The sequence below is a fragment of the Mycoplana sp. MJR14 genome, assembly GCF_029210525.1.
In the GTDB taxonomy this organism is placed as follows: domain Bacteria; phylum Pseudomonadota; class Alphaproteobacteria; order Rhizobiales; family Rhizobiaceae; genus Mycoplana.
The window spans coordinates 321,377-346,109 of the sequence record NZ_JARGEO010000004.1 but is presented as its reverse complement, the minus strand read 5'-3'; the positions used below and the strand labels follow the sequence as shown (position 1 = coordinate 346,109).

Annotated in this window: 26 protein-coding genes and 1 riboswitch; of the genes, 14 read left to right on the top strand and 12 right to left on the bottom strand. The window is 65.9% G+C overall.

Annotated elements, in window-relative coordinates:
* Positions 1 to 137: 137 nt before the first annotated feature.
* The 3 genes from P0086_RS12205 to P0086_RS12195 form a co-directional block, all read right to left on the bottom strand.
* Entirely contained in the window at positions 138 to 641 is a 504-nt protein-coding gene (locus P0086_RS12205) for an invasion associated locus B family protein (RefSeq protein WP_112595524.1), read from the bottom strand.
* Positions 642 to 993: 352 nt separating this feature from the next.
* On the bottom strand, positions 994 to 1,377 hold the full coding sequence (locus P0086_RS12200; protein ID WP_112595526.1) for a YkvA family protein: 384 nt from the start codon (positions 1,375 to 1,377) through the stop codon (positions 994 to 996).
* A gap of 77 nt (positions 1,378 to 1,454) precedes the next feature.
* The gene (locus P0086_RS12195) at positions 1,455 to 1,754 is read right to left on the bottom strand and encodes a 4a-hydroxytetrahydrobiopterin dehydratase (protein ID WP_112595528.1); all 300 of its coding nucleotides are present in this window, start codon (positions 1,752 to 1,754) and stop codon (positions 1,455 to 1,457) included.
* Positions 1,755 to 1,826: 72 nt separating this feature from the next.
* On the opposite strand from P0086_RS12195, the gene P0086_RS12190 reads away from it, so the two are divergent.
* On the top strand, positions 1,827 to 2,306 hold the full coding sequence (locus tag P0086_RS12190; RefSeq protein ID WP_275785762.1) for a low molecular weight protein-tyrosine-phosphatase: 480 nt from the start codon (positions 1,827 to 1,829) through the stop codon (positions 2,304 to 2,306).
* Here the strand turns inward: P0086_RS12190 and thpR are convergent.
* Positions 2,252 to 2,833: an RNA 2',3'-cyclic phosphodiesterase gene (thpR, locus tag P0086_RS12185; protein ID WP_112595530.1), complete on the bottom strand. Its 582-nt coding sequence runs from the start codon at positions 2,831 to 2,833 to the stop codon at positions 2,252 to 2,254. The genes P0086_RS12190 and thpR overlap by 55 nt on opposite strands.
* A gap of 87 nt (positions 2,834 to 2,920) precedes the next feature.
* Positions 2,921 to 3,565 carry an arylesterase gene (locus P0086_RS12180; RefSeq protein ID WP_275785758.1) on the bottom strand — a complete coding sequence of 215 codons (645 nt, stop codon included), beginning with the start codon at positions 3,563 to 3,565 and terminating at the stop codon, positions 2,921 to 2,923.
* A gap of 130 nt (positions 3,566 to 3,695) precedes the next feature.
* Between P0086_RS12180 and P0086_RS12175 the strand changes: the two genes are divergently transcribed.
* The 5 genes from P0086_RS12175 (at position 3,696) to P0086_RS12155 (ending at position 10,192) form a co-directional block, all read left to right on the top strand.
* The gene (locus tag P0086_RS12175; RefSeq protein ID WP_148150147.1) at positions 3,696 to 4,409 is read left to right on the top strand and encodes an ABC transporter ATP-binding protein; all 714 of its coding nucleotides are present in this window, start codon (positions 3,696 to 3,698) and stop codon (positions 4,407 to 4,409) included.
* Entirely contained in the window at positions 4,406 to 6,964 is a 2,559-nt protein-coding gene (locus tag P0086_RS12170; RefSeq protein WP_275785756.1) for an ABC transporter permease, read from the top strand. The genes P0086_RS12175 and P0086_RS12170 overlap by 4 nt, the downstream gene beginning before the upstream one ends.
* A 252-nt stretch (positions 6,965 to 7,216) precedes the next feature.
* On the top strand, positions 7,217 to 7,963 hold the full coding sequence (locus tag P0086_RS12165; protein WP_112595538.1) for a Bax inhibitor-1/YccA family protein: 747 nt from the start codon (positions 7,217 to 7,219) through the stop codon (positions 7,961 to 7,963).
* 157 nt (positions 7,964 to 8,120) lie between these two features.
* Entirely contained in the window at positions 8,121 to 9,005 is an 885-nt protein-coding gene (locus P0086_RS12160) for a DeoR/GlpR family DNA-binding transcription regulator (protein WP_275785751.1), read from the top strand.
* A complete protein-coding gene (locus P0086_RS12155; RefSeq protein ID WP_275785748.1) occupies positions 9,002 to 10,192 on the top strand; it encodes an MFS transporter in 1,191 nt (396 codons plus the stop codon). Before P0086_RS12160 ends, P0086_RS12155 begins: the two co-directional genes overlap by 4 nt.
* A gap of 27 nt (positions 10,193 to 10,219) precedes the next feature.
* Here P0086_RS12155 and P0086_RS12150 read toward each other — a convergent pair whose 3' ends face one another.
* Genes P0086_RS12150 through P0086_RS12140 form a run of 3 tightly spaced genes read right to left on the bottom strand, consistent with a single transcriptional unit; the run spans position 10,220 to position 13,532 of the window.
* On the bottom strand, positions 10,220 to 10,798 hold the full coding sequence (locus tag P0086_RS12150; protein ID WP_275785745.1) for a hypothetical protein: 579 nt from the start codon (positions 10,796 to 10,798) through the stop codon (positions 10,220 to 10,222).
* Positions 10,795 to 13,071 (bottom strand): molybdopterin cofactor-binding domain-containing protein, encoded by a 2,277-nt coding sequence (locus P0086_RS12145; RefSeq protein ID WP_275785742.1) that lies wholly within the window; start codon positions 13,069 to 13,071, stop codon positions 10,795 to 10,797. The genes P0086_RS12150 and P0086_RS12145 overlap by 4 nt, the downstream gene beginning before the upstream one ends.
* A 2-nt stretch (positions 13,072 to 13,073) precedes the next feature.
* Positions 13,074 to 13,532 (bottom strand): (2Fe-2S)-binding protein, encoded by a 459-nt coding sequence (locus P0086_RS12140; protein WP_148150153.1) that lies wholly within the window; start codon positions 13,530 to 13,532, stop codon positions 13,074 to 13,076.
* 131 nt (positions 13,533 to 13,663) lie between these two features.
* Between P0086_RS12140 and P0086_RS12135 the strand changes: the two genes are divergently transcribed.
* Positions 13,664 to 14,251, top strand: coding sequence for a TetR/AcrR family transcriptional regulator (locus P0086_RS12135; protein WP_275785739.1), 588 nt, complete (start codon positions 13,664 to 13,666; stop codon positions 14,249 to 14,251).
* 162 nt (positions 14,252 to 14,413) lie between these two features.
* Positions 14,414 to 15,667 (top strand): flavodoxin-dependent (E)-4-hydroxy-3-methylbut-2-enyl-diphosphate synthase, encoded by a 1,254-nt coding sequence (gene ispG / locus P0086_RS12130; protein WP_112605771.1) that lies wholly within the window; start codon positions 14,414 to 14,416, stop codon positions 15,665 to 15,667.
* A 75-nt stretch (positions 15,668 to 15,742) separates the two neighbouring features.
* Here ispG and P0086_RS12125 read toward each other — a convergent pair whose 3' ends face one another.
* From P0086_RS12125 to P0086_RS12115, 3 genes are all read right to left on the bottom strand, one after another.
* The gene (locus tag P0086_RS12125; protein ID WP_275785735.1) at positions 15,743 to 16,399 is read right to left on the bottom strand and encodes a hypothetical protein; all 657 of its coding nucleotides are present in this window, start codon (positions 16,397 to 16,399) and stop codon (positions 15,743 to 15,745) included.
* A 127-nt stretch (positions 16,400 to 16,526) separates the two neighbouring features.
* Positions 16,527 to 17,582, bottom strand: a complete 1,056-nt coding sequence (gene hisC, locus P0086_RS12120) for a histidinol-phosphate transaminase (protein ID WP_275785733.1) — start codon at positions 17,580 to 17,582, stop codon at positions 16,527 to 16,529.
* Positions 17,583 to 17,586: 4 nt separating this feature from the next.
* Positions 17,587 to 18,504, bottom strand: a complete 918-nt coding sequence (locus P0086_RS12115) for a polyprenyl synthetase family protein (protein WP_275785730.1) — start codon at positions 18,502 to 18,504, stop codon at positions 17,587 to 17,589.
* Positions 18,505 to 18,741: 237 nt separating this feature from the next.
* Here P0086_RS12115 and mtgA point away from each other — a divergent pair, with 237 nt between their 5' ends.
* From mtgA to rpmF, 3 genes are all read left to right on the top strand, one after another.
* Positions 18,742 to 19,428, top strand: a complete 687-nt coding sequence (gene mtgA, locus P0086_RS12110) for a monofunctional biosynthetic peptidoglycan transglycosylase (protein WP_275786181.1) — start codon at positions 18,742 to 18,744, stop codon at positions 19,426 to 19,428.
* Positions 19,429 to 19,506: 78 nt separating this feature from the next.
* On the top strand, positions 19,507 to 20,154 hold the full coding sequence (locus tag P0086_RS12105; RefSeq protein WP_148651595.1) for a glutathione S-transferase family protein: 648 nt from the start codon (positions 19,507 to 19,509) through the stop codon (positions 20,152 to 20,154).
* A 182-nt stretch (positions 20,155 to 20,336) separates the two neighbouring features.
* Complete coding sequence (gene rpmF, locus P0086_RS12100; RefSeq protein ID WP_097137963.1) at positions 20,337 to 20,522, top strand: 50S ribosomal protein L32; 186 nt, start codon at positions 20,337 to 20,339, stop codon at positions 20,520 to 20,522.
* Between the two features lie 146 nt (positions 20,523 to 20,668).
* Here the strand turns inward: rpmF and phaR are convergent, their stop codons facing one another.
* Positions 20,669 to 21,247, bottom strand: a complete 579-nt coding sequence (phaR, locus tag P0086_RS12095) for a polyhydroxyalkanoate synthesis repressor PhaR (protein ID WP_275785725.1) — start codon at positions 21,245 to 21,247, stop codon at positions 20,669 to 20,671.
* 328 nt (positions 21,248 to 21,575) lie between these two features.
* On the opposite strand from phaR, the gene P0086_RS12090 reads away from it, so the two are divergent.
* The 3 genes from P0086_RS12090 (at position 21,576) to metA (ending at position 24,733) form a co-directional block, all read left to right on the top strand.
* Positions 21,576 to 22,757 carry an acetyl-CoA C-acetyltransferase gene (locus P0086_RS12090; protein WP_275785722.1) on the top strand — a complete coding sequence of 394 codons (1,182 nt, stop codon included), beginning with the start codon at positions 21,576 to 21,578 and terminating at the stop codon, positions 22,755 to 22,757.
* A 106-nt stretch (positions 22,758 to 22,863) separates the two neighbouring features.
* A complete protein-coding gene (locus P0086_RS12085) occupies positions 22,864 to 23,589 on the top strand; it encodes a beta-ketoacyl-ACP reductase (protein WP_112595564.1) in 726 nt (241 codons plus the stop codon).
* 83 nt (positions 23,590 to 23,672) lie between these two features.
* Positions 23,673 to 23,750: riboswitch (SAM riboswitch) on the top strand.
* Positions 23,751 to 23,809: 59 nt separating this feature from the next.
* Complete coding sequence (metA, locus tag P0086_RS12080) at positions 23,810 to 24,733, top strand: homoserine O-succinyltransferase (RefSeq protein ID WP_112595566.1); 924 nt, start codon at positions 23,810 to 23,812, stop codon at positions 24,731 to 24,733.

The following is a 24,733-nucleotide window of genomic DNA, read 5'->3' as shown; positions in this document are numbered from 1 at the left end:
GCCCGGCGCATCGTTCTGCGCGCGCTCCAGCCGTTGGGCCGGCCTTTAGCATCCTTCGGCGCGGAAGTCACGTCCACCCCGCAAAAGCGAAAAGGCCGGTCGCGGGACCGGCCTTCTGCAACGGAACGGCAGACGGCTTACTTGCAGGTCTCGATCTGCTTCAGCGCCGCGGAAATTCCCGACAGCGAATAGGAATAGCTGGTGCCGGTGCCGCGGCGCGACGTAGCCTTGACCGACATGTCCTTGCCCGATTTCATCGCCGCGACCAGGGCCGGCTCCTCGGCGGCGTTTTCCACCCATGCCGAATTGCCCTTGGTGAACATCACGAAGGTGCGCCCGTCGATCGTGACGTTGACCTTGGAGTTCTCCTGAAGCGGATAGCCCATCATCGCCTGCGGTTCGTAGGAAATGTTCTGGCCGGGGCGCTGCGAGACGAGGAAGAAGATGTCGCCGTGGTCGACGCCCGCCGGCGCCTTTTCCTTCGGCACCGAGAGAACGTAGCAGACCTTGCCGTTGTTGGCCTGGTAGGAGTAGGCGCCCCAGGCGTTGAACTGCTGGATGCGCGTCGGCGACTGCGCCATGGCAACGCCGGCCGTCGCCACGACCAGGGTGAGTGCGGTTGCGAATTTTCTTACAAACATGATTCCCTGCCGGTTGTCTTGCTGTCGTCGCCCGAGCGCGGACGTAACGGCTCGAATGATCACGATTTGATTTAATTTGACTTAATTCTGGTTACCAAATCGTCAACAAACCCTCATCTCGTCGATGCGGCGGTTACTATGAAACGGACGGCAATGCAAATTGCCGCCGGACTTCGAGGCCGGATCGCCGTGGTGCCGATGAAGAAGCCCATCCCATCGGCTTGATGATGTCGGCAAAGATTCAGGCAAGAGTTTGACAATGCACCATCCTGGCACGGACCGAACGTTCCGGCCCGCTGGCGCCACCGCCGCGACCGGCGAAAGCCCGCCCCGACTTGGGCCCCGACCGCCTTCAGCCGGCCTCCTCCAGCCCGTCCATCAGCGCACGATCGGCATCGACGTAGTGATCCTCGCGGATATGGCCGCGGATGGCGGCGAACGCGGCGGTCAGCACGGCGACGTCGTCGGAGAACCCGACCACGGCGAAGAGGTCCGGTATGCCGTCGAGCGGCAGCACGAAGTAGGCGAGCGCGGCCAAGAGGATGCCGCGCACCCGCGTCGGCGTCCTGGGATCGAAAGCGCAGAAATAGGCGGCGACGAGATCGCGGCTGAACGGAATCTGCCGGATCGCCCGTTTCAGCACCGGCCAGAAGCGCTTGCGGACGCGCTTGCGCTGGCTCTCCTGCTCCTCCTCGTCACCCGGCAGCAGGATCTCCCCGAACTTCACATCGTCCATTCCGACACTCCGTTGCGCAGCGCCCGCGACAGCGGGCACGCCCTGATATGGGGACCCTCGCCCGCCGCGGCAAGCGCTCAGCGCGCCCGCGCCGCCTTCTCCATCGCCTCGGCCAGCCGGAAATCGAGCGCCGTGACCCCCCCCGCCGAATGGGTCGTGAGGCGGACGTCGACCTTGTTGTAGACGTTGAACCATTCCGGGTGGTGGTTCAGCCGCTCCGCCGCCTGCGCAGCCTCGGTCATGAACGCGAACGCCGACGCGAACGTCTTGAACCTGAACGACTTCGCAATCGCGAGCCCGTCATCCTCGAGCGTCCAGCCCTCGAGCATGGAGAGACTGGACGTGATCGCCTCGGTGCTGAGCTTGTCCTGCTTCATCGACAGTGTCCTCCGTTGCAGGCCCTCCTCTTAGCAGATAATTTGCTACCCTTCACCTTCGCGGAGCCCTTCGTGCCCCAGATCTCGATCCTGTTCGCCTGCCTCGGCAACATCTGCCGTTCGCCGCTGGCCGAGGGAATCCTTCGCCATCTCGCCGCAGCGGCGGGTCGCGCCGATGAATTCCTGATCGATTCGGCCGGAACCGGCGCCTGGCATGTCGGCGATCCGCCGGACAGCCGCGCCATCGCCGTTGCCGCCGAGCACGGGATCGATATCTCGACGCTACGGGCGCGCCGGGTCGAGGCGGCGGACTTCGACCGCTTCGACCTGATCCTGGCGCTCGATCGCAAGAACCTGCAGAGCCTGAGGGAATCCGCACCCGCGGGCGCTTCGGCCCGGATCGCGCTTTTCGCCGAACACGCCTTCGCAACTGCGGACGATGTGCCCGACCCCTATTTTGGCGGCAGGGCCGAGTTCGAGGACGTCTACCGCATGCTCTACCGGGGATGCGCTTCCATGGCCGGCAGCCCGAAGGACGAGCCCCCCTCGTAGAGCGGAAAGACCTCTTCGGTCACATAGGGTCCGCCGCCGACCGATTCCTTCGACGACATCAGCACGAAGCGGTTGACCATGAACGGGGAGGAATAGAAATTCCCGCGCCCGGAGAGATAGGATACCACGTCATCGAGCCGCGCGTTCCTGAGCCGGGCCAGCGTCACGTGCGGGGTGAACTTGCGGGGGTCGGCCGGCAGGCCCAGGCGCTGGCAGATCCGCTCGATCTCCGCCTGCAGCGCATACATCTCCGGCGCCTGCGAGACGCCCGCGTAGATGGAATGCGGCTTCCTGGACCCGAAGGAACCGACGCCCGAAAGCGACAGCTGGAACTCGGGTCTCTCGATGCGATCGAGCCGGTCGACGACCTCATCGGCGGTGCGGCCATCGATGTCGCCGATGAACCGCAATGTGATGTGGAAGTTCTCGACGTCGATCCAGCGTGCTCCGGGCAGTCCGCCGCGGAGCAACGAGAGGCTCATGGCGGCATTACGCGGCACTTCGAGGGCAACAAATAGTCTCGGCATGGCGAGCTCCCCGAATCTGTGATCGTTTGCTCAGGGAATCACGCATTACTCATATGCGCAACCCCAATTTCGCACCCGCGAAATCACTCACTCGTTTACCCCCAGGCTTTTTAGAAACTGATGAACTGAGGGCAGCATCTTGTCGACCATCACTGCCACTCCCTTGCTGTTGGGATGCATGCCGTCCTCGAGCTGCAGGTCGGCATGCGTCACCACCCCGTCGAGAAAGAACGGGTAGAGGGGCACCTGATGCTTCTCGGCCAGCCTTTGGTACATGCCGTTGAAGCGCTCGCCATACGCGGCACCCATGTTGGGGGGCGCCAGCATCCCGACGAGCAGCACGGCCATTCCGCGGCCCTTGAGCCCGGAAATCATCCTGTCGAGGTTTTGTTCCGTCTGTTCCGGCGGAATGCCGCGCAGCGCATCGTTGGCGCCGAGTTCGAGGATCACGCCCTTCGTGCCGTCGGGCACCGACCAGTCGAGGCGGGCGAGCCCGCCCGAGGTGGTGTCGCCCGAAACGCCGGCATTGGCGATGGCGACCTCCGCGCCCCTGGCTCGCAACGCCCTTTCCAGCTGTGCGGGGAAGGCGTCTTCGGCCGGAAGCTGGTATCCTGCCATCAGGCTGTCGCCGAAGCCGACGAGGGCCACGGGCTCGGCTGCGGCCGGGCGCGCGGCCGACAACACCATGAGGGCCATGGCGATGAAAATTCCGTGAGCGGCTTTAAACGGCATTTCGCTGATCCTAAGTTGCTGCCGCAGCTCCCGGACATTTCCGGAACCGCGCCTGCGGGCTGCGATTTCGGGAGAGCGGAGGGACTGCCCTGCCGATCCCGCATTGCATCAAGATATAGGATAGATTTCCGTGGGCGAAACCATCATCGATCTCAAAAAGGCCGACCTCACGCTCGGCCGGGACGCGGCCTCGGTCCATGTGCTCAAGGGGATCGACCTGCAGATCGCCGCCGGCCAGTCGGTCGGCATCGTCGGCCCCTCGGGATCCGGCAAGTCTACCCTTCTCATGGTGCTGGCCGGCCTCGAGCGGCTCGATCGCGGCGAGATCCATATCGGCGGCGCGGCGCTGCACACGATGAGCGAGGACCAGGTCGCCGATTTCCGTGGCCGCAACATCGGCATCGTCTTCCAGTCCTTCCACCTCATCCCCAACATGACCGCGCTCGAAAACGTCGCCGTGCCGCTGGAACTCGCCAACGTCAAGGACGCCTTTGCCATCGCCCGGGGCGAACTGGAGGCCGTGGGGCTCGGCGAACGGCTGTCGCACTACCCCGGCCAGCTGTCGGGCGGCGAGCAGCAGCGCGTCGCCATCGCCCGGGCGCTCGCCCCGCAGCCGCGCCTTCTGATCGCCGACGAGCCGACCGGCAATCTCGACGGCGACACCGGGCGGCAGATCTCCGACCTGCTCTTCGCCGAACAGGCCCGACGCGGCATGACGCTCGTGCTGGTCACCCACGATCCCGCGCTCGCCGGCCGCTGCCAGCGCCAGGTGCGCATGCGCTCCGGCGAGATCGTCGGCACGGAGGCCGCCCCGGCGGCGACCGGCCAGAAGGTTTCGGCATGAACGCGCCGGCGCGCTCCACCGCCTGGATGGCGCTCGCCTTCCGGCTTGCGCTGCGCGAGATGCGCGGCGGCCTGCGCGGCTTCTACATCTTCCTCGCCTGCATCGCGCTCGGCACGGCCGCGATCGCCGGCGTCAACTCGGTCTCCGGTGCGATCAGCGAATCCATCGAGGCCCAGGGCCAGACGCTGCTGGCCGCCGACATCCGCTTCCAGTTGCGCAACCGCGTGGCAACGGAGCAGGAACGGGCCTATCTCGACACGCTCGGCGACGTCTCCGTCTCCTCCGGCCTGCGCTCGATGGCGCGCCTGCTGGACGGCTCCGACCAGGCACTGGTCGAGCTGAAGGCCGTCGACGGCGCCTATCCGCTCTACGGCACGGTCGAGACCACACCGGCCGGGCCGCTGCCCCGGCTGACGGCGGAGACTGGCGGCAGCTTCGGCGCGCTCGCAGCACCGCTCCTGCTCGAGCGCCTCGGCATCGGCGTCGGCGACGAACTCCTGCTCGGCAACGCCAGGGTCCGCATCACCGCGACGATCGACCGGGAGCCCGACGCGTTGTCGGACGGCTTCGGGCTGGCGCCGCGCCTCCTGATCTCCAACGACGCGCTGGCGGCCACCGGCCTCGTGCAGACCGGCAGCCTGGTGGAACATCAGTACAAGATCCGCCTCGATCAACCGACGTCGCGGCGCATCGCCGAGATCCGCCGGCAGGCCGAGCGGGCGTTTCCCTCCGCCGGCTGGTCGATCCGCACCAGCAACAACGCCACTCCCGCGCTCACCAACAACATCACCCGCTTCTCGCAATTCTTGACGCTCGTCGGCCTGACGGCGCTGATCGTCGGCGGCGTCGGCGTCGCCAATGCGGTGCGCGCCTATCTCGACACCAAGCGCGGCGTGATCGCCACCTTCAAGTGCCTCGGCGCGCCCGCCCGCCTGATTTCGGCGATCTACCTGATCCAGATCATCCTGATCGCGGCCATCGGCATCCTGATCGGCCTCGTCCTCGGCATGCTGATCCCGATCGTCGCCGTCCGCTTTCTGGAAGGCGTCCTGCCCGTCCCCGCCGGCCTTGCCATCTACCCGGGCGCGCTCGCGCTCGCCGCGGCCTTCGGCATCATCACCGCGCTCGCCTTCGCCATCATGCCGCTCGGCCATGCCCGCGAGGTGCCGGCGACGGCGCTCTTCCGCGAGCAGGGCTTCGAGCGCAGCCGCCTGCCCGCCTGGCCCTACATCGCAGGCGCGGGGCTTTTCCTGGCGGCGCTCGGCGGGCTGGCCGTCTGGACGGCCTATGACCGCTATATCGCCCTCGTCTTCCTCGGCTCGATCGCCTTCGCCTTCGTCGTCCTGAGGCTCGTCGCCTCCCTCGTCACCGCGCTGGCCCGCCGCGCGCCGCGGGTCAATTCGCCGGCGCTGCGGCTCGCGATCGGCAACATCCACCGCCCCGGCGCGCTGACGCCCTCCGTCGTGCTGTCGCTCGGGCTCGGGCTGGCGCTGCTCGTCACCCTGACGCTGATCGACGGCAACCTGCGCCGCGAACTGACGGGCAGCCTGCCGGAACGCGCGCCCAACTTCTTCTTCATCGACATCCAGGGCAGCGACCTGGACGGCTTCCGCAAGGTCCTGAGCGACAGCATGCCGGACGGCAAGATCGTCGAGGTGCCGATGCTGCGCGGCCGGATCACCGCCTTCAACGGCGAGGATGTCGCGCGCCGCAACGTGCCGCCCTCCGGCCGCTGGGTGCTGCAGGGCGACCGCGGCATCACCTATGCGAAGACCCTGCCGGAGAATTCGACGCTGGCTTCCGGCCAGTGGTGGCCGGCCGACTATGCCGGCGAGCCGCTGGTGTCCTTCTCGGCCGAGGAGGCCGGCGAACTCGGTCTGAAGGTCGGCGACACGGTCACCGTCAACGTGCTCGGCCGCAACCTGACCGCCCGCATCGCCAACCTGCGCAACGTCGAATGGGAATCCCTGTCGATCAACTTCGTCATGGTGTTCTCGCCCAACACCTTCGCCGGCGCGCCGCATGCCTGGCTCGCCACCATGATCGACCCCGAGGCGACGGCGGACCAGGAAGCGGCGACGCTGCGCGCCGTCACCAACGCCTATCCGACGATTACCAGCGTGCGGGTGAAGGATGCGCTCGATATCGTCAACGAGCTGATGGGCCAGCTCGCGACCGCCGTGCGCGCCGCCGCCGCCGTGGCGCTGATCGCATCGGTGCTGGTCCTCGCCGGCGCGCTCGCGGCCGGCAACAGGGCGAGGACCCATGACGCCGTGGTGCTGAAGACGCTCGGCGCCACCCGCACGACCCTGATCCGCGCCTTCAGCTACGAGTACATCATGCTCGGCCTGGCGACGGCGACGTTTGCGCTCTTCTCCGGCGGCGTCGCCGCCTGGTTCGTCGTCAGCCGCATCATGACCCTGCCGTCGCGCTTTCTTCCCGATGTCGCCGTCACGACGGTGCTCATCGCACTGGCCATGACGGTGGGCATCGGCCTGGCGGGCACCTGGCGCGTGCTCGGGCAGAAGGCGGCAACGGTCCTGCGGGAGCTCTGAGGGCGCAAGGGCGGCATCGGGCGGCTACCACGCTCGCGCGAAACTGATCGCCCGCCCGGCATTGGTACTTGTACAACAGCAGCTTAGTGATCATATTGATGGCAGGCATGCTGGGGCCCCGCAGCGGCGCCTGGGTGTTCGGCACGAGGCCGGCTGGAAAGCCTGGAGCAGCCGAAAGATCGCCCTGTCCGGAAGAGGACGGGATGCGACACCCGACACCGTAACAACCAACGGGGCTTTCGAGAGGACAAAATGTCAGATTTCCGCAACTACCAGACGCGCGTGACGAATACCGGCACACAGGCCGGCGCCGTCGTCGACGAGGGCCTCCGCGCCTATATGCTGAAGGTCTACAACCTGATGGCACTGGGCCTGGCAATCACCGGCGTGGTCGCGTTCTTCGCGTCCCAGGCTGCCTTCTCCGGCGGCCAACTCACCGCTTTCGGCCAGGCGATCTATGTCAGCCCGCTCCGGTGGGTCGTGATCCTCGCGCCGCTGGCACTGGTCTTCTTCCTGAGCTTCAGGATCCACACCATGAGTGTCGCGGCCGCGCAGGCGACGTTCTGGGTCTATGCCGGCCTGATGGGCCTGTCGCTGTCGTCGATCTTCCTGATCTACACCGGCGCCAGCATCGCGCAGACCTTCTTCGTTTCGGCCGCGGCCTTCGGCGCCCTGTCGCTCTACGGCTACACGACGAAGCGGGATCTCTCCGCGATGGGCTCGTTCATGGTCATGGGCCTGTTCGGCCTGATCATCGCCTCGCTGGTGAACATCTTCCTGCAGTCGACCGCGCTTGATTTCGCGATCTCCGCCATCGGCGTGCTGGTGTTCGCCGGCCTGACCGCCTGGGACACGCAGAAGATCAAGGAACTGTACTACGAAGCCGACGAGGTGGCGGTGGCCGGTCGCAAGGCGATCATGGGCGCGCTCACCCTCTACCTCGACTTCATCAACCTGTTCCTGTTCCTGCTGCGCTTCATGGGCAACCGGAACAGCTGAGCGTCTGCCGGCCAGCCTGCAGACCGCAATCCGTGTGACGACCAACCCCGCCGGGAACGGCGGGGTTTTTGTTTGGCGGTCGGCGATGGCGGAAAGCACTTGCCAATCGTGCATGATTGTGCGCATTTGTGCATGAAGATGCATGATTGGAGATCGAATGTCGCTCAGCGAACTTCTCCTTGGCGAACGCCAGACACTGATAAAGACCCGGCTTGCCGCGCAAGGCCGGGTGATCGCGGCCGACCTCGCCCAGGAGCTCGGCGTCTCGGAAGATACGATCCGCCGGGACCTGCGGGAAATGGCGGCGGCGGGGCTGTGCCGCCGCGTCTATGGAGGCGCGCTGCCGCCGACCCCGGACACCAGGTTCAGCGAGCGCGTGGGCACCGACGACGAACGGAAGGAGGCGCTGGCGCGCGCCGCCGCCGCCCTCGTCCAGCCGGGCCTATGCGTCTTCCTCGACGGCGGCAGCACCAATCTCGCGATCGCCCGCGCCCTGCCGGAGGACAAACGCCTGACGGTCGCCACCAACATGCCGGCCATCGCAGCCGTGCTGATCGACCGGCCGGGCATCGAGGTCATCCAGATCGGCGGCCCGATCGACAGGAAGACCGGCGCGGCGATCGGCGCGAAGGCGCTGCGCGACGCCGAGATGCTGCGCCCCGACCTTTGCATCCTCGGCGTTTGCGGGCTCCACCCGGACGTGGGCGTCACCGCCTTCGGCTTCGAGGACGCCGAATTCAAGCGCTTCATGGCGCTGCGCAGCCGCGCGGTGCTGGCCGCCGTCACCAACGACAAGCTCGCCATGGCTGCCCCTTACACGGTGATTCCGATCGAGCGGCTCGACCGGGCCATCTTCGAGGCCGATGCCGACGCGCAGGAGGTCGCCGAATGCGCGGCGGCGGGACTGCACGTCATCCGCGCGGAGCCTGTGGAACCGCGCCCCGGCCGGCGATCGAGGAATGCGGACACCACGCAGGCCAAGGCCGCACGAACGAACCCGGGCGGCACCGCACCGGCCACCGACAGACTGGAAGCGAAATGAGCACCCAAGAAAACACAGCAACCGCGGCCCTGCGATCGTCCTACTTCCCGGCGCCGCGAACGGCCGTATCCGGCCTGTTTCTCCTGAACGGCACCTTCATGGGCGCCTGGGCGCCGAAGATTCCCGAATTTGCAAGCCGCCTGTCCTTAAGCGAATCCCAGCTCGGGCTAATGATCGTCGGCTTCGGCATCGGCTCGCTCGTCCTGATGCCGCTCGCCGGCATCCTGATCGCTCATCTCGGCACGTCGCGCGCCGTGCGGGGCGCGACCATCGCCTTCATTCCGACGATGCTGCTGTTGTCGCTGGCCCCGAACATCTGGACCGGCGCGATCGCCATCTTCCTCTTCGGTGGACTGACCGGGGCGATGGACATCGCCATGAACGCCAATGCCGTCGAGGTCGAAAAATCGATGCGGCGGGCGATCATGTCCTCCTGCCACGCCTTCTGGAGCCTCGGCGCGTTCCTCGGCGCCACGACCGGCGGTTACCTGATCGAAACCATCGGCGTCCTGGGCCACGCCGGTCTCCTGACCGCGCTCGCGATCGCCGGCCTGGCAGCCCTCTGGACCTCGATCCTGCACGACCGGCCGCACCCGACGGAAACGCGCCAGAAGGTTCGTCTGCCGATGTCGCCGCTGCCCTGGCTGATCGGCATCATGGCCCTGTTCACGATGATCCCCGAAGGGGCCATCCTCGACTGGGGCGCCCTCTACATGCGCGACGAACTCGGTGCCTCGCTGGCGCTGTCGGGCTTCGCCTTCGGCGCCTTCTCAGCCACCATGGCCATCATGCGCTTCGCCGGCGACCATGTGCGTGACCGCTTCGGCGCCGTCCGGACGCTCCGTGTCTCCAGCGTGCTCGCCATCGTCGGCATGATGATGGCCGGCTTCGCGCCGAACGCCTATCTGGCGATGGTGGGCTTTGCCATTTGCGGGATCGGCATTTCCAACATGGTTCCGATCGCCTTCTCTGCGGCCGGAAACCTGCCGGGCTTCGCCCAGGGCGTGGCGCTGTCGGTAACGACGGTGATGGGCTACTCCGGTTCGCTGTTCGCCCCCTCGTCGATCGGCTTCATCGCCGAATATACGAGCTTCGGCCTGATCTTCACCGCGCTGCCCGCCCTGCTGCTGGTCGTGCTGCTCCTGTCGAAACACGCCGTGCATGCGGACGTGCACGAGCGCCACTGATCGGGCCTCCGGCGCCGGATCGACGCTTTACTCGGCCGGACAGGGCGCTCCGGCCGCAGACCATTGTTGCAGCAGCCGGTAGGTCTCCTCCGCCGATCCCGGCGCCGGCTCCCTGCCCTTGCCCGGCGCCCAGCCCCAGCCGACGAGGTCGTCGTCGCGCACGTGCACCGCGATCTCCTCGAGCGTCCTGTTGCCGTTGCGGGCCGGGTCCTTCACCTGCTCGCAGATCTCCTTCGACGATTTCTGCCACCAGACCATCTCGGCCGGTGCGAGGTGCCAGGCGGGCGCGCCGGGCGGGCCGTGCAGCTGCGCGGCGTTCTCCTCCTGGTGGCAGGTCGTGCAGCGCAGGCCCGGATTGCCGAGCCCGTCTGCGCCGCGCTGGACGTTCATGCCGTGCACACGCGTCTTTCCGTAGTGCGCACCCGACCAGCGCGGCCGCGCGTCCTCGACATGGCAGTTGGCACAGCGCGGATGCGAAAAGACGGCATAGATGCCCTGCCATGCATCGAGCCCCGGATCCTGCGCATGCCCGGGGCCTACGGAGATGAGCGCGACAGCGAGGCCGAGACCGGCGAGCCCGACGAAGGTCCTGCGCCGATCGGTCATACGAATTCCACTTCCTTCGACAGCGGCATCGACCGGATCCGCTTTCCGGTGAGCGCGTGGATCGCGTTGGCCAGCGCGGGGATGGACGGCGGCGTGCCCGGTTCGCCGGCACCGCCCATCCGATGCGCCGTCTCCAGAATGCCGACCTCGATCTGCGGACACTGGTGCATCCGCATCGGCGTGTAGTCGTGGAAATTGGACTGCTGCACCGCGCCGTCGGCAAAGGTGATCTCCTCGCCGATCGCCGACGCCAGGCCGTAGACGATGCCGGACATCATCTGCGCCTCGAAGATCGCCGGATCCATGACCTGGCCGGGATCGGCAGCGCACCACACCTTCTCGATGCGGATCCGGCCGCCGACGTCGGCAACCTGCACGACCTGCGCGACCCAGGTTCCGAAGGACAGGGTGAAGGCGAAGCCCTTCGCCCTCCCCGGCGGCAGCTTCTCGCCCCATCGCGACATCGCGCCGACCTTGTCGACCACGTTGACGGCGGTCGGATGGGCCGCCATCAGCCTTCGCCGCAGTTCGAGCGGGTCGAGGCCGCCGGCAACGGCGATCTCGTCCATGAAGCCTTCGTGGAAGAATCCGTTGAAGGAGTTGCCGACCGAACGCCAGAAGCCGACGGGCACCGAAACCGGTGCCTTGATGCCGCCGACGCGATAGTTCTCGATCGTGTAGGGCTGGTTCGCCGACCCGTCGGTGATCGATTTGTCGGGGCCGATCGGGGAGATGCTGGGAAAGTAGCGCGGCAGGAGACTGCCGATGATCGAGGGCGCGGCAATGCACATGTCGACGGCGACGGGCAGTCCGTCCTCGCCGAGCCGGGCGCGGAAGCGGCCGAGCGCTGCGGGACGATACATGTCCTGCTGCATGTCCTCCTCGCGCGTCCAGGTCACCTGCACCGGCCGTCCGCCGGTCTCCCTGGCGACGACGGCGGCATAGATCGCGTAGTCGATGTCGCCGCGACGCCCGAAGCCGCCGCCGAGATAGGTCGTGTGGACGAAGCAGTTGTCCGTCGCAATGCCGACGGCGGCGGCTGCGAGCTGGCGCACCATCGTCGGCATCTGGTTCGGCGCCCAGATGTCGAGCCGGCCGTCTCTCAGCTGCGCCGTCGCATTCATCGGCTCCATCGTGGCATGCGCCAGATAGGGCACGCTGTAGTCGGCCTCGACGATCCGCTCGCGCGGCGCGTCGGCAAAGGCCGTCTCGACGTTGCCGTCGTCCCGGCCGTAGCTGGCGTCCCCCTCCTTCAGCGCCGTCTCCAGCACTTGGCGGATGCCGGCGCTGTCCGCTGGGTAGGAACCCTTGCCCCATTCCGCCCTGACCGCATCGGCCGCGCGGAACGCGCGCCAGCTGTTGTCGGCGATGACGGCAAAGCCGTTGGCGATCCCGGTCTCGACCTTCACGACCTTGACGACGCCCCGCATCCTCTCGGCGTCCGTCGCGTCGAGGCCCGCAATCGGGCCGCCGCGATAGGGGTTCATCCGCAGCGTGGCAAACAGCATGTCGGGCAGGCGGACGTCGATGCCGAAGATCGGCGCGCCGGTCACCTTGGCGCGCATGTCGATCCGCTTCTGCGGCTTGCCGAGGATCTTCCACTCGGATTTCTCGCGCAGGCGGATCTCGGCCGGCGGCGCCAGGGCCGCCGCCTCCTGCGCCAGCGCGCCATAGGGAAAGGTCTTGCCGGAGGCCGGATCGGTGACGATGCCGTCCGATGTCCACAGCGAGGCGGCATCGACCCCCAGCCGGTTGGCCGCCGCCAGCTTCAGCACCTCGCGCGCCGCCGCACCGGCCTGCCGCATCCGGTCGAAGCCGTCGACGATCGAGGTCGATCCCCCGGTGCCCTGCATGCCGAGGAACTTGCCGGCCACCGCCATGCCCGATCGCATCAGTTCCGCGACGGTCGATTCGTCAAAATGCGCAAACGGCACCCCCTCCTCCAGCATCGTCGTGTTGGCGTAGGCGTGGCCGGCCGGGCCGTGCTCGACGATCACCTGGTCGAGCCGGACGTCGAGCTCTTCGGCGACGAGCGCGGCCAGCGTGGTGGCGACGCCTTGGCCCATCTCCGCCCGCGGCGCGATCAGGGTGATGGTGTTGTCGGGCGCAATCTTGACGTAGGGGTTGAACGTGGCCTCGCCCGCGGCGAGCTCACCCTCGAGCGGGTTGGGGTAGGGCTTGCGGTAATAGTAGTAGCCGACCGCCAGGCCGCCGGCGACGAGCCCCGTGCCGATCAGGAAGGTGCGACGCGCGATCGTTCCGAGCCGTCCCATGCTCAGGCCCCCGCCGTGGCGCTGGCCGCCCGTTTGATCGCGGCGCGGATGCGCGGATAGGTCCCGCATCGACAGAGATTGCCCGACATCGCATTGTCGATGTCCTCGTCGGTCGGCTCCGGAACGGCCTGCAGCAACGCCACCGCCGTCATGATCTGCCCGGCCTGGCAATAACCGCACTGGGCGACCTGTTCGTCGATCCAGGCCTGCTGAACCGGATGCAGGCGGCCGTCCGCCGCCAGGCCCTCGATGGTCGTGACCGCACCGGACACCTCGCCGACGGTGACCGAGCAGGAGCGCACCGGAGCGCCGTCGATGAAGACGGTGCAGGCGCCGCACTGGGCGATGCCGCAGCCGAATTTCGGACCGCGGATGTCCAGCGCGTCGCGCAGCGCCCACAGAAGCGGCATTTCCGGCTCGACATCGATCTCATGCTCGCGGCCATTCACGTTCAGCTTCATCTTCGTCTCCTCGAGACCCGCAGCGACGGGCGATGGGCGCAACGCCTTTCCGCCCGTTCATGCGATGTGTTACGGTTGCGCCGCGTTTCAACGCCTTTGACAGAATAACAAAAAATGTCAGAATGTCAAAAATGGAAATGACCGCCGAAGATCCGCGACGAGACATCATCCTGCAGGCCGCCTTCAGGGTCTTCGTCACCTACGGCTTTCGCCGCACCAGCATGAGCGACATCGCCGAGGCCGCCGGCGTTTCGCGCCCGGCATTGTACCAGCACTTCAGCAGCAAGGCCGACATCTTCCGCGCCTATGTCACGCTGATCATGGCCTCGACCCTGCAGGCGATCGGCACGGCCTTTGCCGGCGACGGCGACTTCTCCTCGAAGCTCGCCAGGGCCCTCGACGGGGCCTTCCTCGCCCCGCACCGGCTGATCACCGATTCGCCGCACGGCGAGGAACTCATAGGCGTCAACAAGGAGATCGCCGCCGACCTGTTTGCCGACTGGATGAAGGGCGTGGAACAGGCGCTGCAAGAAGCGTTCGTCGCCGAGTCGAAAGCGGGGCGGCTGGACCTCGGCCGCAGCGGCCTCGATGCGTCGCGGCTCGCGCGCCTCGTCGTCGACGCCATGGAAGGCATCAAGCTGCGCATGGCCTCCCTGGACGAGGCCGAGCATTCGATCGCCGATGTCGTGCGGCTGGTGGCGGCGGCGACGCGACGATAGCGGCGGGGCGCGGCAATGGGCGGGATTTGGCGAGGCCGGGAACAGGCCTGGCAGTTGACAAGCCACATTTCCTGCTCCACCTGAGGGATGAACGTTCCCGCATCGCGCCGTCATGATCGACGGCCTGGACGGAACCCAAGCGGGGCCACGACGAGGCTTATCATGTCCTTCTCCTTCGATTTCGAGCCCAAGCCGCGCCGGCAGTCCGTCGGCGTCGACGTCGGCGGCGTCATGGTCGGCGGCGGTGCGCCGGTGGTCGTGCAATCGATGACGAACACGGACACGGCCGATGTCGATGCGACGGTGGCGCAGGTCGCTGCCCTCTTCCGCGCCGGATCGGAGATCGTCCGCATCACCGTCGACCGGGACGAGAGCGCCGCCGCGGTGCCGAAGATCCGCGAACGGCTGCTCAGGCTCGGCATGGACGTGCCGCTGGTCGGCGACTTCCATTATATCGGCCACAAGCTGCTCGCCGATCATCCGGCCTGCGCCGAGGCGCTGGCAAAATACCGCATCAACCCCGGCAATGTCGGCTTCAAGGACAAGAAGGACCGGCAGTTCGCCGCCATCGTCGAGACGGCGATCCGCCACGACAAGCCGGTGCGCATCGGCGTCAACTGGGGTTCGCTCGACCAGGAGCTCCTCACCCGGCTGATGAACGAAAACCAGGAGAAGGGCTTTCCGCTCACCGCCCAGCAGGTGATGCGCGAGGCGATCTGCGCCTCCGCGCTCCTGTCCGCCGAGCTCGCCGAGGAAATCGGCCTGCCACGCAACCGGATCATCCTGTCGGCAAAGGTCAGCAACGTGCAGGACCTGATCGCCGTCTACGCCATGCTGTCGGCCCGCTCCGACCACGCGCTGCACCTCGGCCTGACCGAGGCGGGCATGGGCACCAAGGGCGTCGTCGCCTCCTCCGCCTCGCTCGGCATCCTCATGCAGCAGGGCATCGGCGACACCATCCGCATCTCGCTGACCCCCGAGCCCGGCGGCGACCGCACCCGCGAGGTGCAGGTCGCCCAGGAACTGCTGCAGGTCATGGGCTTCCGCCAGTTCCTGCCGGTCGTCGCCGCCTGTCCGGGTTGCGGCCGCACCACCTCGACCGTGTTCCAGGAACTCGCCCAGAAGATCCAGGACGATATCCGCAAGAACATGCCGGTCTGGCGCGAGAAGTATCCCGGCGTCGAAGCGCTCAAGGTCGCCGTCATGGGCTGCATCGTCAACGGCCCGGGCGAGAGCAAGCATGCCGACATCGGCATCTCGCTGCCGGGCACCGGCGAACTGCCGACCGCCCCCGTCTACATCGACGGCAAGAAGGCGATGACGCTGCGCGGCACCAACATCGCCGGCGAATTCGAAGCGCTCGTCACCGACTACATCGAACAGCGCTTCGGCCGGGGCCAGGCGGCGGCGGAATAGCGGCCAAGCCTTCGCGCCAGCAGTGATTGACAATTCAAGCGCTAATCCCGACCGCAAATTGCGAGTATGCCTCGCTTATGTCAGGGGCTGCTCGGCCTGCTCGACGGTCAGCACACCCGGTAACTCCTCCTGCCTGTCACCGGGTCTACTAATCCAATGAAGCCAATCCAAATTCTTGTAACGTTCGTACTCATGGGGGAGCATCATTAAAGTTATTCTCTTGAATGAGCACTTTCTAAACGTGCAGTTCTCTACAATTACTCCATTATTGAAATTTCTATCGCCATTTAACATTACTGCATCGACCATTGTAAGTAATTGCTCGTGCACCTGATAATTTCCACGAAGAAATAAATTTGCAGGACCCACGATTTCGCAGTTTATAAATGTCTTATCGGATATGAATAGATCCGAAGGCAAGACAAAATCTGCAAGAAAAATGCGTTTGTTCTCGAACGTGGCCGCCATGGGATCAACGAATCCACTGCGCTGGTACAGATTGTTGTCATATGCGGAACGGATCAAGCTTGCGCGTGCACGGGCAAATATGGCGTAGGCTACAGCAGTCGTGAGCACGCCCGCGAATCCAGCAACCACCCATGAAAGTGGCTGATACCGCGCAAACAAGTCTGTTGCGTATACTGCCCATGCAGGCAAGGCAAAGCTGCCGACAATGCCACTGCCCTTAGCCAGATTCCATAGGGACCATTGCCACTCTAGGGTCGCAAGCAATTGAAGTAATTTTCTCTGTCGCGTCATCCTCACAAGAAAGCACACTTACTGTTGGATGTGTAGCGTCCCTGCTCTACTTCAAGGCGGATATCCCTATGCTTTGCTGCAGCTCACGCCGTACGAAGTATCAAATGAATTCTTCCAGCGCAGCCACCAGCCGGTCGCATTCCTCCGGCGTGCCGATCGTGATCCGCAGGAAATCGGCGATGCGCGGCTTGGCGAAATGGCGCACCAGCACGGCGCGCTCGCGAAGGCCCCTGGCGATGTCTGCGCCGCTGTGGCCGGGATGGCGGGCGAAGACGAAGTTCGCCTGCGACGGCAGCACCTCGAAGCCGCGCTGGCGCAGCGCGCCAGTGACCCGCTCGCGCGTCTCCATCACCCTGGTCCGCGTCTCGTCGAACCAGGCGACGTCCTCGATCGCAGCCGTGGCGCCCGCCTGCGCCACCCGGTCGAGGGGATAGGAATTGAAGCTGTCCTTCACCCGCTCCAGCGCGTCGATCAGCGGTCGCTGGCCGATCGCATAGCCGACCCGCAGGCCGGCGAGCGAGCGCGACTTCGACAGCGTGTGGACGACGAGCAGGTTGTCGTACTTTCGCGTCAGCGGCACAGCGCTCTCGCCACCGAAGTCGATATAGGCCTCGTCGATGACGACCGGCTGGTCGGGGTGCTCGGCCACCAGCCTCTCGATCACGGCAAGCGGCAGGCCGATGCCGGTCGGCGCGTTCGGGTTCGGCAGGATGATCGCGCCGCAGGCCCGCCGGTAGTCGGCAATGTCGATCGTGTAGTCGTCCTTCAGCGGCACCTCGACAGCCTCGATGCCGAACAGCCCGCAATAGGTCGGGTAGAAGCTGTAGGTGATGTCCGGATAGAGCAGCGGCTTCTCGTGCTTCAGCAGCGCGACGAAGGCGTGCGCGAGCACTTCGTCGGAGCCGTTGCCGACGAACACCTCCTCCGCTTCCACGCCGTAGGTGCGGGCGATCGCCTGCCGCAGGCCGAGCGCGGAAGGATCCGGATAGAGCTTCAGACTGTCCGACACCGCCGCCTGCATCGCCGCGATCGCCCTCGGCGACGGGCCGTACGGGTTCTCGTTGGTGTTGAGCTTGACGAGATCGGCGATGCGCGGCTGCTCGCCGGCGACATAGGGCTTCAGCGTCGCAACGACCGGCGACCAGAACTTGCTCATGCGTTCAGCTCCTGCGATTGGCGACGAAGCGGGCAGTCTCTATCAGGATGCCGGCCCGTTCGCCGAAGGGCGCAAGCAGGGCCTCGGCGTCTGCGACGAGTTCGTTCAGCCGTCGCTCCGCCCAGTCCTGCCCCTTCAGCGCCACCAGCGTTCCCTTGCCGCGCGCCACGTCCTTGCCTGTTGCCTTGCCCATCGTCTGCGCGTCCGCCGTCAGGTCGAGCAGGTCGTCCGCCAGCTGAAACGCCAGCCCGACCGTCTCGCCGTATCGCCTGAGCAGGCTTCGCGCTTCGGCATCCGCACCGGCGACGATCGCACCAGCCTCGCAGGCAAAGCGGATCAGCGCGCCCGTCTTCATCGCCTGCAGCAGGACGATGCCCGCCTCGCCGGGGGCGTTCTTCTCGGCAGCCAGGTCCAGCGCCTGCCCGCCGGCCATGCCGCCGATGCCGGCGGCGCGTGCCAGCGCCAGCACGAGTTCCGTCTTGATGCGGTCGGCAAGGACCGTCTCGGGGGCGGCGATGATGTCGAAGGCCAGCGTCAGGAGCGTGTCGCCGGCGAGGATCGCCGTCGCCTCGTCATAGGCGACGTGAACCGTCGGCTGTCCGCGGCGCAGGTCGTCGTCGTCCATCGCCGGCAGGTCGTCGTGCACGAGCGAATAGCAGTGCACGCATTCGAGCGCAGCCCCCACCCGAACCGCGGAAGCGGCATGCTCCTTGCCGAACAGCGCGGCCGCTTCGATCACGAGGAAGGGCCGCAGCCGCTTGCCGCCGTTGAGGGCGCCATGGCGGACGGCCGCCAGCAGCCGTTCCGGCCGCGCGATCTCACCCGCCTGCACATCCGCGGCCAGAAGACCGGCGAGCATGATCTCGACGCTTTCGGCGTTCGATTTCAGGCGTTGCTGGAAAAGGGCGGACGGGCTGGTCATGCGCGCTCTTTGGCACGGGGCGCGGCGTTAGGCAACGGCACAGGCCGGGATAGCCGCATCAAAGCCGGCAAAGTTGGCGGCAACCACTGGCAAACCGCCCGGCATGACGGTATGAAAACCGGGAACGCAAAAGGACGGACGCCGCCCTTGGAGATATCACCGGAAACACGCGCTGATGCGGACTTCGATGCTAGGCAGGGCGATGCCGCCGCGGACGGCGCCGGCGCGAACGAGAGCGTGACCCGGCGGCTCCGGCGCAGCTGGCGCAAGGTCGCTCTCCTCGTCGTGGCGTTCCTGCTCCTGCCCTACCTGCTCATTCCGGTCTACGCCGTCGGCTTCGTCCACCCGGTTTCGACGCTGATGCTGCGCGATCTCGTGACCTTTCAGGGCTACGACCGGCGGTGGGTCGACTTCGAGGACATCGCGCCCGTCCTCGTGCAGTCGGTGATGATGTCGGAGGACGGCCAGTTCTGCCGCCACGGCGGCGTCGACTGGGGCGAGATGCGCGGCGTCGTCAACGACGCGCTCGAAGGCGCCCAGACGCGCGGCGCCAGCACGATCCCGATGCAGACGGTGAAGAACCTCTACCTCTGGAACGGCCGCTCCTTCCTCCGCAAGGGGATGGAACTGCCGCTGGCGGTCGCCGCCGACTTCGTCTGGTCGAAACGGCGGCTGATGGAGATCTATCTGAACGTCGCCGAGTGGGGACCCGGCATCTATGGCGTCGAGGCGGCCGCCCGGCACCATTTCAACGTCCCCGCCAGCAAGCTCTCCCGGCGGCAGGCGGCGCTGCTTGCCGTGTCGCTCCCCAACCCGATCGAGCGCAATGCCGGCGAGCCCGGCCGCGGGCTCCGCCGCCTCGCCGGCGTGATCGAGCGCCGTGCCAGCCGTTCCGGCGAATACATCAAGTGCCTTTATGACTGACTTCATGGGTTTTCATTGGCGCCCGGCCGATCGGACTTCTAGGGTTGCCGCCGATGACATCCGCCAGGAGCGCCGCGCATGACCGACCTCGTCCTCTATATCGGCAACAAGAACTATTCCTCCTGGTCGTTCCGGCCGTGGATCGCGCTGGAGGCGGCCGGGATCCCCTTTTCCGACCGGGTGATCCCCTTCGACTTCGCAGCCGGCAATCCGGCCTTCAAGGAGCTGTCCCCGACCGGCCGCGTTCCCGTGCTCCATCACGGCAAGGTGCGGGTCTGGGAATCGCTCGCCATCATCGAATACGTGGCCGAACTCTTCCCGCAGGCGGGCCTGTGGCCGCAGGACAGAGAGGCAAGGGCCCAGGCGCGATCCGTGTCGATGGAGATGCTGTCCGGCTTCCGGGCGCTCCGCGGCGCCTGCCCGATGAACATTCGCCGGCCGCAACGGGCGATCGACCTGCCCGACGGCGTCGCCGACGACGTCGCCCGCATCGAGACCATCTGGCACGATGCGCTGCAGCGCTGGGGCGGGCCGTTCCTGTTCGGCGGCTTCTCGGCGGCCGACGCGATGTTCGCCCCCGTCGTCAATCGCTTCCACGCCTACCTCTTGACGAAGAACCCGACCACGCTCGCCTATATGGACCGCGTCATGGCGCATCCGGCCTGGAAGAAATGGCAGGCGGCGGCCCTTGCCGAAACCTGGATCGTCCCGGAAGACGAAGCCTGAGAGACCGGGTGCCGGGGCGGCCGATCGCAGCCGCTCCGGCAAAAGCGAAAAAATGCCCGCGGGGACTGGTCAAGCCGGTATTAGCCATGTATAAGCCCGCCAAATTTCCGAGATAGATGCACGTCTTTTTCGGCCATTTTCAGTGGCCTTGGATGTGTTTGCCCGTTCAGTGGAGTAGTGAAATGGCTGTACCGAAAAGAAAAACGAGCCCGTCCAAGCGCGGCATGCGCCGCTCCGCCGACGCCCTGAAGGCTCCGAGCTACATCGAAGACAAGAATTCCGGCGAACTGCGCCGCCCGCACCACATCGACCTGAAGACCGGCATGTACCGCGGTCGCCAGGTGTTGACGCCGAAGGAAAGCGCATAAGCGCTGTCCAGCAGAGCGACATGTTTTGAAAGGCCCGGCTCGTCCGGGCCTTTTTTCTTGCGGGATCGCCGCCGTATGGGCATGGCCGCGCGCGGCGATCGACCCTGACGGCTCGGTTGAATGCGCCGGCCGAGCCCGCCTCAGCCTCAGCCCAGATTGTCGAGCTTCGACTGCAGCGCGCGCAGCTGCTCCTTCAGCTCGTCGATGTCCTTCGCCTCGGCCTTCTTCGTTTCCTTCGGCTGCGGCGCCGTCATGAAGGGCGAGAACATCTGCATCGCCTTGTGGAACATCTCGGTATTGCGGCGCACCTGCTCCTCGACCAGCTGCATCGGCATCTGCAGGTTCTTGGTCAGCGGGCTGTCGCCGAAGGCCTTGTTGATCTGTTCGCGCATCTGCGCCTGCTGGTCAGTGAAGGCCTGCATCGAATGTTCGAGATAGCTCGGCACCACCATCTGCATCTGGTCGCCGTAGAAGCTGATGAGTTGCCGCAGGAAGGATATCGGCAGCAGCGTGTTGCCGGTCTTCGATTCCTGCTCGAAGATGATCTGCGTCAGCACCGAGTGGGTGATGTCCTCCCCGGACTTCGCGTCCTGGACGGTGAAGTTCTCTCCCTTCTTCACCATCACCGCGAGATCGTCGAGCGTCACGTAGGTGCTCGTTCCGGTATTGTAGAGGCGCCGGTTCGCATATTTCTTGATTGTAATCGGATTGTCGTTCTTGGCCATCTGGGTCTCCTCCTCCCCGAATTCCCATCGCTCCATGCATTTGCGAGTATCCGCAAAAAACTACGTTATAACAAACGCATTGTGCGTTGCAGTGAAAAAATGCTGCGCAAAATCATTTTCGCCGTGCCGGCCGGCCGCGCATCGGGGCGGCGATGCCAAGACAAGTCGTTTGACTCTCCCCCTAAGCTTTGACAGGTTTGCCTTGAGGCGGTTGCTCACGCCGGCGGTCGTCCGGCGACGCAACCGAAAAGGGTAATTCCGACAACCGGGCGGGCCGCAGCGCCTCGCCGCCAACGGTTTCGGCACGAAACACGTGAGGAGACGCTTCATGGCTACCCCGTCCATCGTCATCGCCAGCGCAGCCAGGACCGCCGTCGGCTCCTTCAACGGCGCCTTCGCCAATACGCCCGCCCACGAACTCGGGGCCGCGGCCATCGCAGCCGTGCTCGAGCGGACCGGCGTCTCGGCCGAGGAAGTGGACGAGGTGATCCTCGGCCAGGTGCTGCCCGCCGGCGAGGGCCAGAATCCGGCGCGTCAGGCCGCCATGAAGGCCGGCGTCCCGCAGGAAAAGACCGCCTGGGGCATGAACCAGCTCTGCGGCTCGGGCCTGCGCGCGGTGGCACTCGGCATGCAGCAGATCGCGACCGGCGATGCCGGCATCATCGTCGCCGGCGGCATGGAATCCATGTCGATGGCGCCCCACTGCGCCCACCTGCGCGGCGGCGTGAAGATGGGCGATCTGAAGATGATCGACACGATGATCAAGGATGGCCTGACCGACGCCTTCTACGGCTATCACATGGGCATCACCGCCGAGAACGTCGCCAAGAAATGGCAGCTTTCCCGCGAGGAGCAGGACGCCTTTGCCGTCGCCTCGCAGAACAAGGCCGAGGCCGCCCAGAAGGAGGGCCGCTTCAAGGACGAGATCGTTCCGTTCACCGTCAAGACCCGCAAGGGCGACGTGATCGTCGACAGCGACGAGTACATCCGCCACGGCGCGACGCTCGACCAGATGGCCAAGCTGCGGCCCGCCTTCGACAAGGACGGCACCGTGACTGCGGCCAACGCCTCCGGCCTCAATGACGGCGCGGCCGCGACACTTCTGATGAGCGAGGCGGAGGCCGGTCGCCGCGGCATCCAGCCGCTCGCCCGCATCGTCTCCTGGGCGACGGCCGGCGTCGATCCGCAGATCATGGGAACGGGTCCTATTCCCGCCTCCCGCAAGGCGCTCGAGAAGGCCGGCTGGAAGACCGGCGACCTCGGCCTCGTCGAGGCCAACGAGGCCTTCGCCGCCCAGGCCTGCGCCGTCAACAAGGATCTCGGCTGGGATCCCGCAATCGTCAACGTCAATGGCGGCGCCATCGCCATCGGTCATCCGATCGGCGCGTCCGGCGCCCGCGTGCTGAACACGCTGCTCTTCGAAATGAAGCGCCGCGGTGTCTCCAGGGGCCTGGCCACGCTCTGCATCGGCGGCGGCATGGGCGTCGCCATGTGCGTCGAGAGGATGTAAGGAGGAGCTTTCCGACTGCCTTGACCAACAAGCCGCATCGGGGCGGCCCACAAGGTGCCGGCCCGACCCAAGAACAATGGCAGACAACATTGGGGGGAGTGCACACATGAGCAGGGTAGCTTTGGTAACCGGCGGCACACGCGGTATCGGTGCGGCCATCTCCGTCGGCCTGAAGGCGGCCGGCTATACGGTCGCGGCCAACTACGCCGGAAACGACGAGGCGGCGGCCGCCTTCAAGGCCGAGACCGGGGTTCCGGTCTACAAGTGGGACGTGTCCAGCTACGAGGCCTGCGCCGACGGCGTCAGGAAGGTGGAGGCCGACCTGGGCCCCATCGAGGTCCTCGTCAACAATGCCGGCATCACCCGCGACGTCATGTTCCACAAGATGACGCCGCAGCAGTGGCGCGAGGTCATCGACACCAACCTGTCCGGCCTGTTCAACATGACGCACCCGGTCTGGGGCGGCATGCGCGACCGCGGCTTCGGCCGCATCGTCAACATTTCCTCCATCAACGGCCAGAAGGGACAGATGGGGCAGGCGAACTATTCGGCCGCCAAGGCCGGCGACCTCGGCTTCACCAAGGCGCTCGCCCAGGAAGGGGCTGCAAAGAACATCACCGTCAACGCCATCTGCCCGGGCTATATCGGCACCGAGATGGTCCGCGCGATCCCCGAGAAGGTGCTGAACGAACGCATCATCCCGCTGATCCCGGTCGGACGGCTGGGAGAACCGGAGGAGATCGCGCGGTGCGTCGTCTTCCTCGCCTCCGACGAGGCGGGCTTCATCACCGGCTCGACGATCTCCGCCAACGGCGGGCAGTTCTTCGTCTGACGCCTGCCGGGAAGGACCGGCGGGGCCGAAGCGGCGCCGCCGGACAGCCGACATTGATTCTTCTTCGGACTGGCGCTATGTAGGACCCGTCCCGTGGTGATTTGGCCGGCCGGCTTGCAGCCACGTAAAACAAGTCGCTAAAGGGCCGCGAGAAGAGACCTTCCGTGGACCGGTTGCGACTGACGTCGCCGCCGGTTTTTTTATTTTGATCGAGTGAAACATGCCCATCAAGATTCCCGATACGCTGCCCGCATTCGAAACCCTCGTCCACGAGGGTGTGCGGGTGATGACCGAAACGGTGGCCGTCCGGCAGGACATCCGCCCGCTGCAGATCGGGCTTCTCAACCTCATGCCGAACAAGATCAAGACCGAGATCCAGATGGCGCGCCTCGTCGGCGCCTCGCCGCTGCAGGTCGAGTTGTCGCTCGTGCGCATCGGCGGGCACAAGGCGAAGAACACCTCCGAGGATCACCTGCTCGCCTTCTACGACACCTGGGAGGAGATCCGGCATCGCAAGTTCGACGGCTTCATCATCACCGGCGCCCCGATCGAGACGCTCGACTACGAGGACGTGACGTACTGGGACGAAATGAAGCGCATTCTCGACTGGACCGTCACCAACGTCCATTCCACCCTGAATGTTTGCTGGGGCGCCATGGCGGCCATCTATCATTTCCACGGCGTGCAGAAATATGCGCTCGACGAGAAGGCCTTCGGCGTCTTCCGCCACCACAACCGCAATCCGGCGTCGGTCTTCCTGAACGGCTTCTCCGACGACTTCCAGATCCCCGTGTCCCGCTGGACCGAGGTGCGGGCGGAAGACATCCGCAAGCACCCGGACCTGGAGATATTGATGGAATCCGACGAGACGGGCGTCTGCTACGTCCAGGAAAAGGGCGGCAAGCGGCTCTACGTCTTCAACCATGTGGAGTATGATTCGACTTCGCTCGCCGACGAATATTTCCGCGACGTCAACGCGGGCGTGGCGATCAAGATGCCGAAGAACTATTTCCCCCACAACGATCCCACGATCGCGCCGATGAACCGCTGGCGCAGCCATGCGCATCTTCTGTTCGGCAACTGGATCAACGAGATGTACCAGACGACGCCCTACGACCTCGAAAAGATCGGCCAGCAAGGATGA

Coding starts and splice junctions, on each gene's coding strand:
- P0086_RS12205 (WP_112595524.1), bottom strand. CDS start 641: ATGTTTGTAAGAAAATTCGCAACCGCACTCACCCTGGTCGTGGCGACG.
- P0086_RS12200 (WP_112595526.1), bottom strand. CDS start 1,377: ATGGACGATGTGAAGTTCGGGGAGATCCTGCTGCCGGGTGACGAGGAG.
- P0086_RS12195 (WP_112595528.1), bottom strand. CDS start 1,754: ATGAAGCAGGACAAGCTCAGCACCGAGGCGATCACGTCCAGTCTCTCC.
- thpR (WP_112595530.1), bottom strand. CDS start 2,833: ATGCCGAGACTATTTGTTGCCCTCGAAGTGCCGCGTAATGCCGCCATG.
- P0086_RS12180 (WP_275785758.1), bottom strand. CDS start 3,565: ATGCCGTTTAAAGCCGCTCACGGAATTTTCATCGCCATGGCCCTCATG.
- P0086_RS12170 (WP_275785756.1), top strand. CDS start 4,406: ATGAACGCGCCGGCGCGCTCCACCGCCTGGATGGCGCTCGCCTTCCGG.
- P0086_RS12165 (WP_112595538.1), top strand. CDS start 7,217: ATGTCAGATTTCCGCAACTACCAGACGCGCGTGACGAATACCGGCACA.
- P0086_RS12160 (WP_275785751.1), top strand. CDS start 8,121: ATGTCGCTCAGCGAACTTCTCCTTGGCGAACGCCAGACACTGATAAAG.
- P0086_RS12155 (WP_275785748.1), top strand. CDS start 9,002: ATGAGCACCCAAGAAAACACAGCAACCGCGGCCCTGCGATCGTCCTAC.
- P0086_RS12150 (WP_275785745.1), bottom strand. CDS start 10,798: ATGACCGATCGGCGCAGGACCTTCGTCGGGCTCGCCGGTCTCGGCCTC.
- P0086_RS12145 (WP_275785742.1), bottom strand. CDS start 13,071: ATGGGACGGCTCGGAACGATCGCGCGTCGCACCTTCCTGATCGGCACG.
- P0086_RS12140 (WP_148150153.1), bottom strand. CDS start 13,532: ATGAAGCTGAACGTGAATGGCCGCGAGCATGAGATCGATGTCGAGCCG.
- P0086_RS12135 (WP_275785739.1), top strand. CDS start 13,664: ATGGAAATGACCGCCGAAGATCCGCGACGAGACATCATCCTGCAGGCC.
- ispG (WP_112605771.1), top strand. CDS start 14,414: ATGTCCTTCTCCTTCGATTTCGAGCCCAAGCCGCGCCGGCAGTCCGTC.
- hisC (WP_275785733.1), bottom strand. CDS start 17,582: ATGAGCAAGTTCTGGTCGCCGGTCGTTGCGACGCTGAAGCCCTATGTC.
- P0086_RS12115 (WP_275785730.1), bottom strand. CDS start 18,504: ATGACCAGCCCGTCCGCCCTTTTCCAGCAACGCCTGAAATCGAACGCC.
- P0086_RS12105 (WP_148651595.1), top strand. CDS start 19,507: ATGACCGACCTCGTCCTCTATATCGGCAACAAGAACTATTCCTCCTGG.
- rpmF (WP_097137963.1), top strand. CDS start 20,337: ATGGCTGTACCGAAAAGAAAAACGAGCCCGTCCAAGCGCGGCATGCGC.
- phaR (WP_275785725.1), bottom strand. CDS start 21,247: ATGGCCAAGAACGACAATCCGATTACAATCAAGAAATATGCGAACCGG.
- P0086_RS12090 (WP_275785722.1), top strand. CDS start 21,576: ATGGCTACCCCGTCCATCGTCATCGCCAGCGCAGCCAGGACCGCCGTC.
- P0086_RS12085 (WP_112595564.1), top strand. CDS start 22,864: ATGAGCAGGGTAGCTTTGGTAACCGGCGGCACACGCGGTATCGGTGCG.
- metA (WP_112595566.1), top strand. CDS start 23,810: ATGCCCATCAAGATTCCCGATACGCTGCCCGCATTCGAAACCCTCGTC.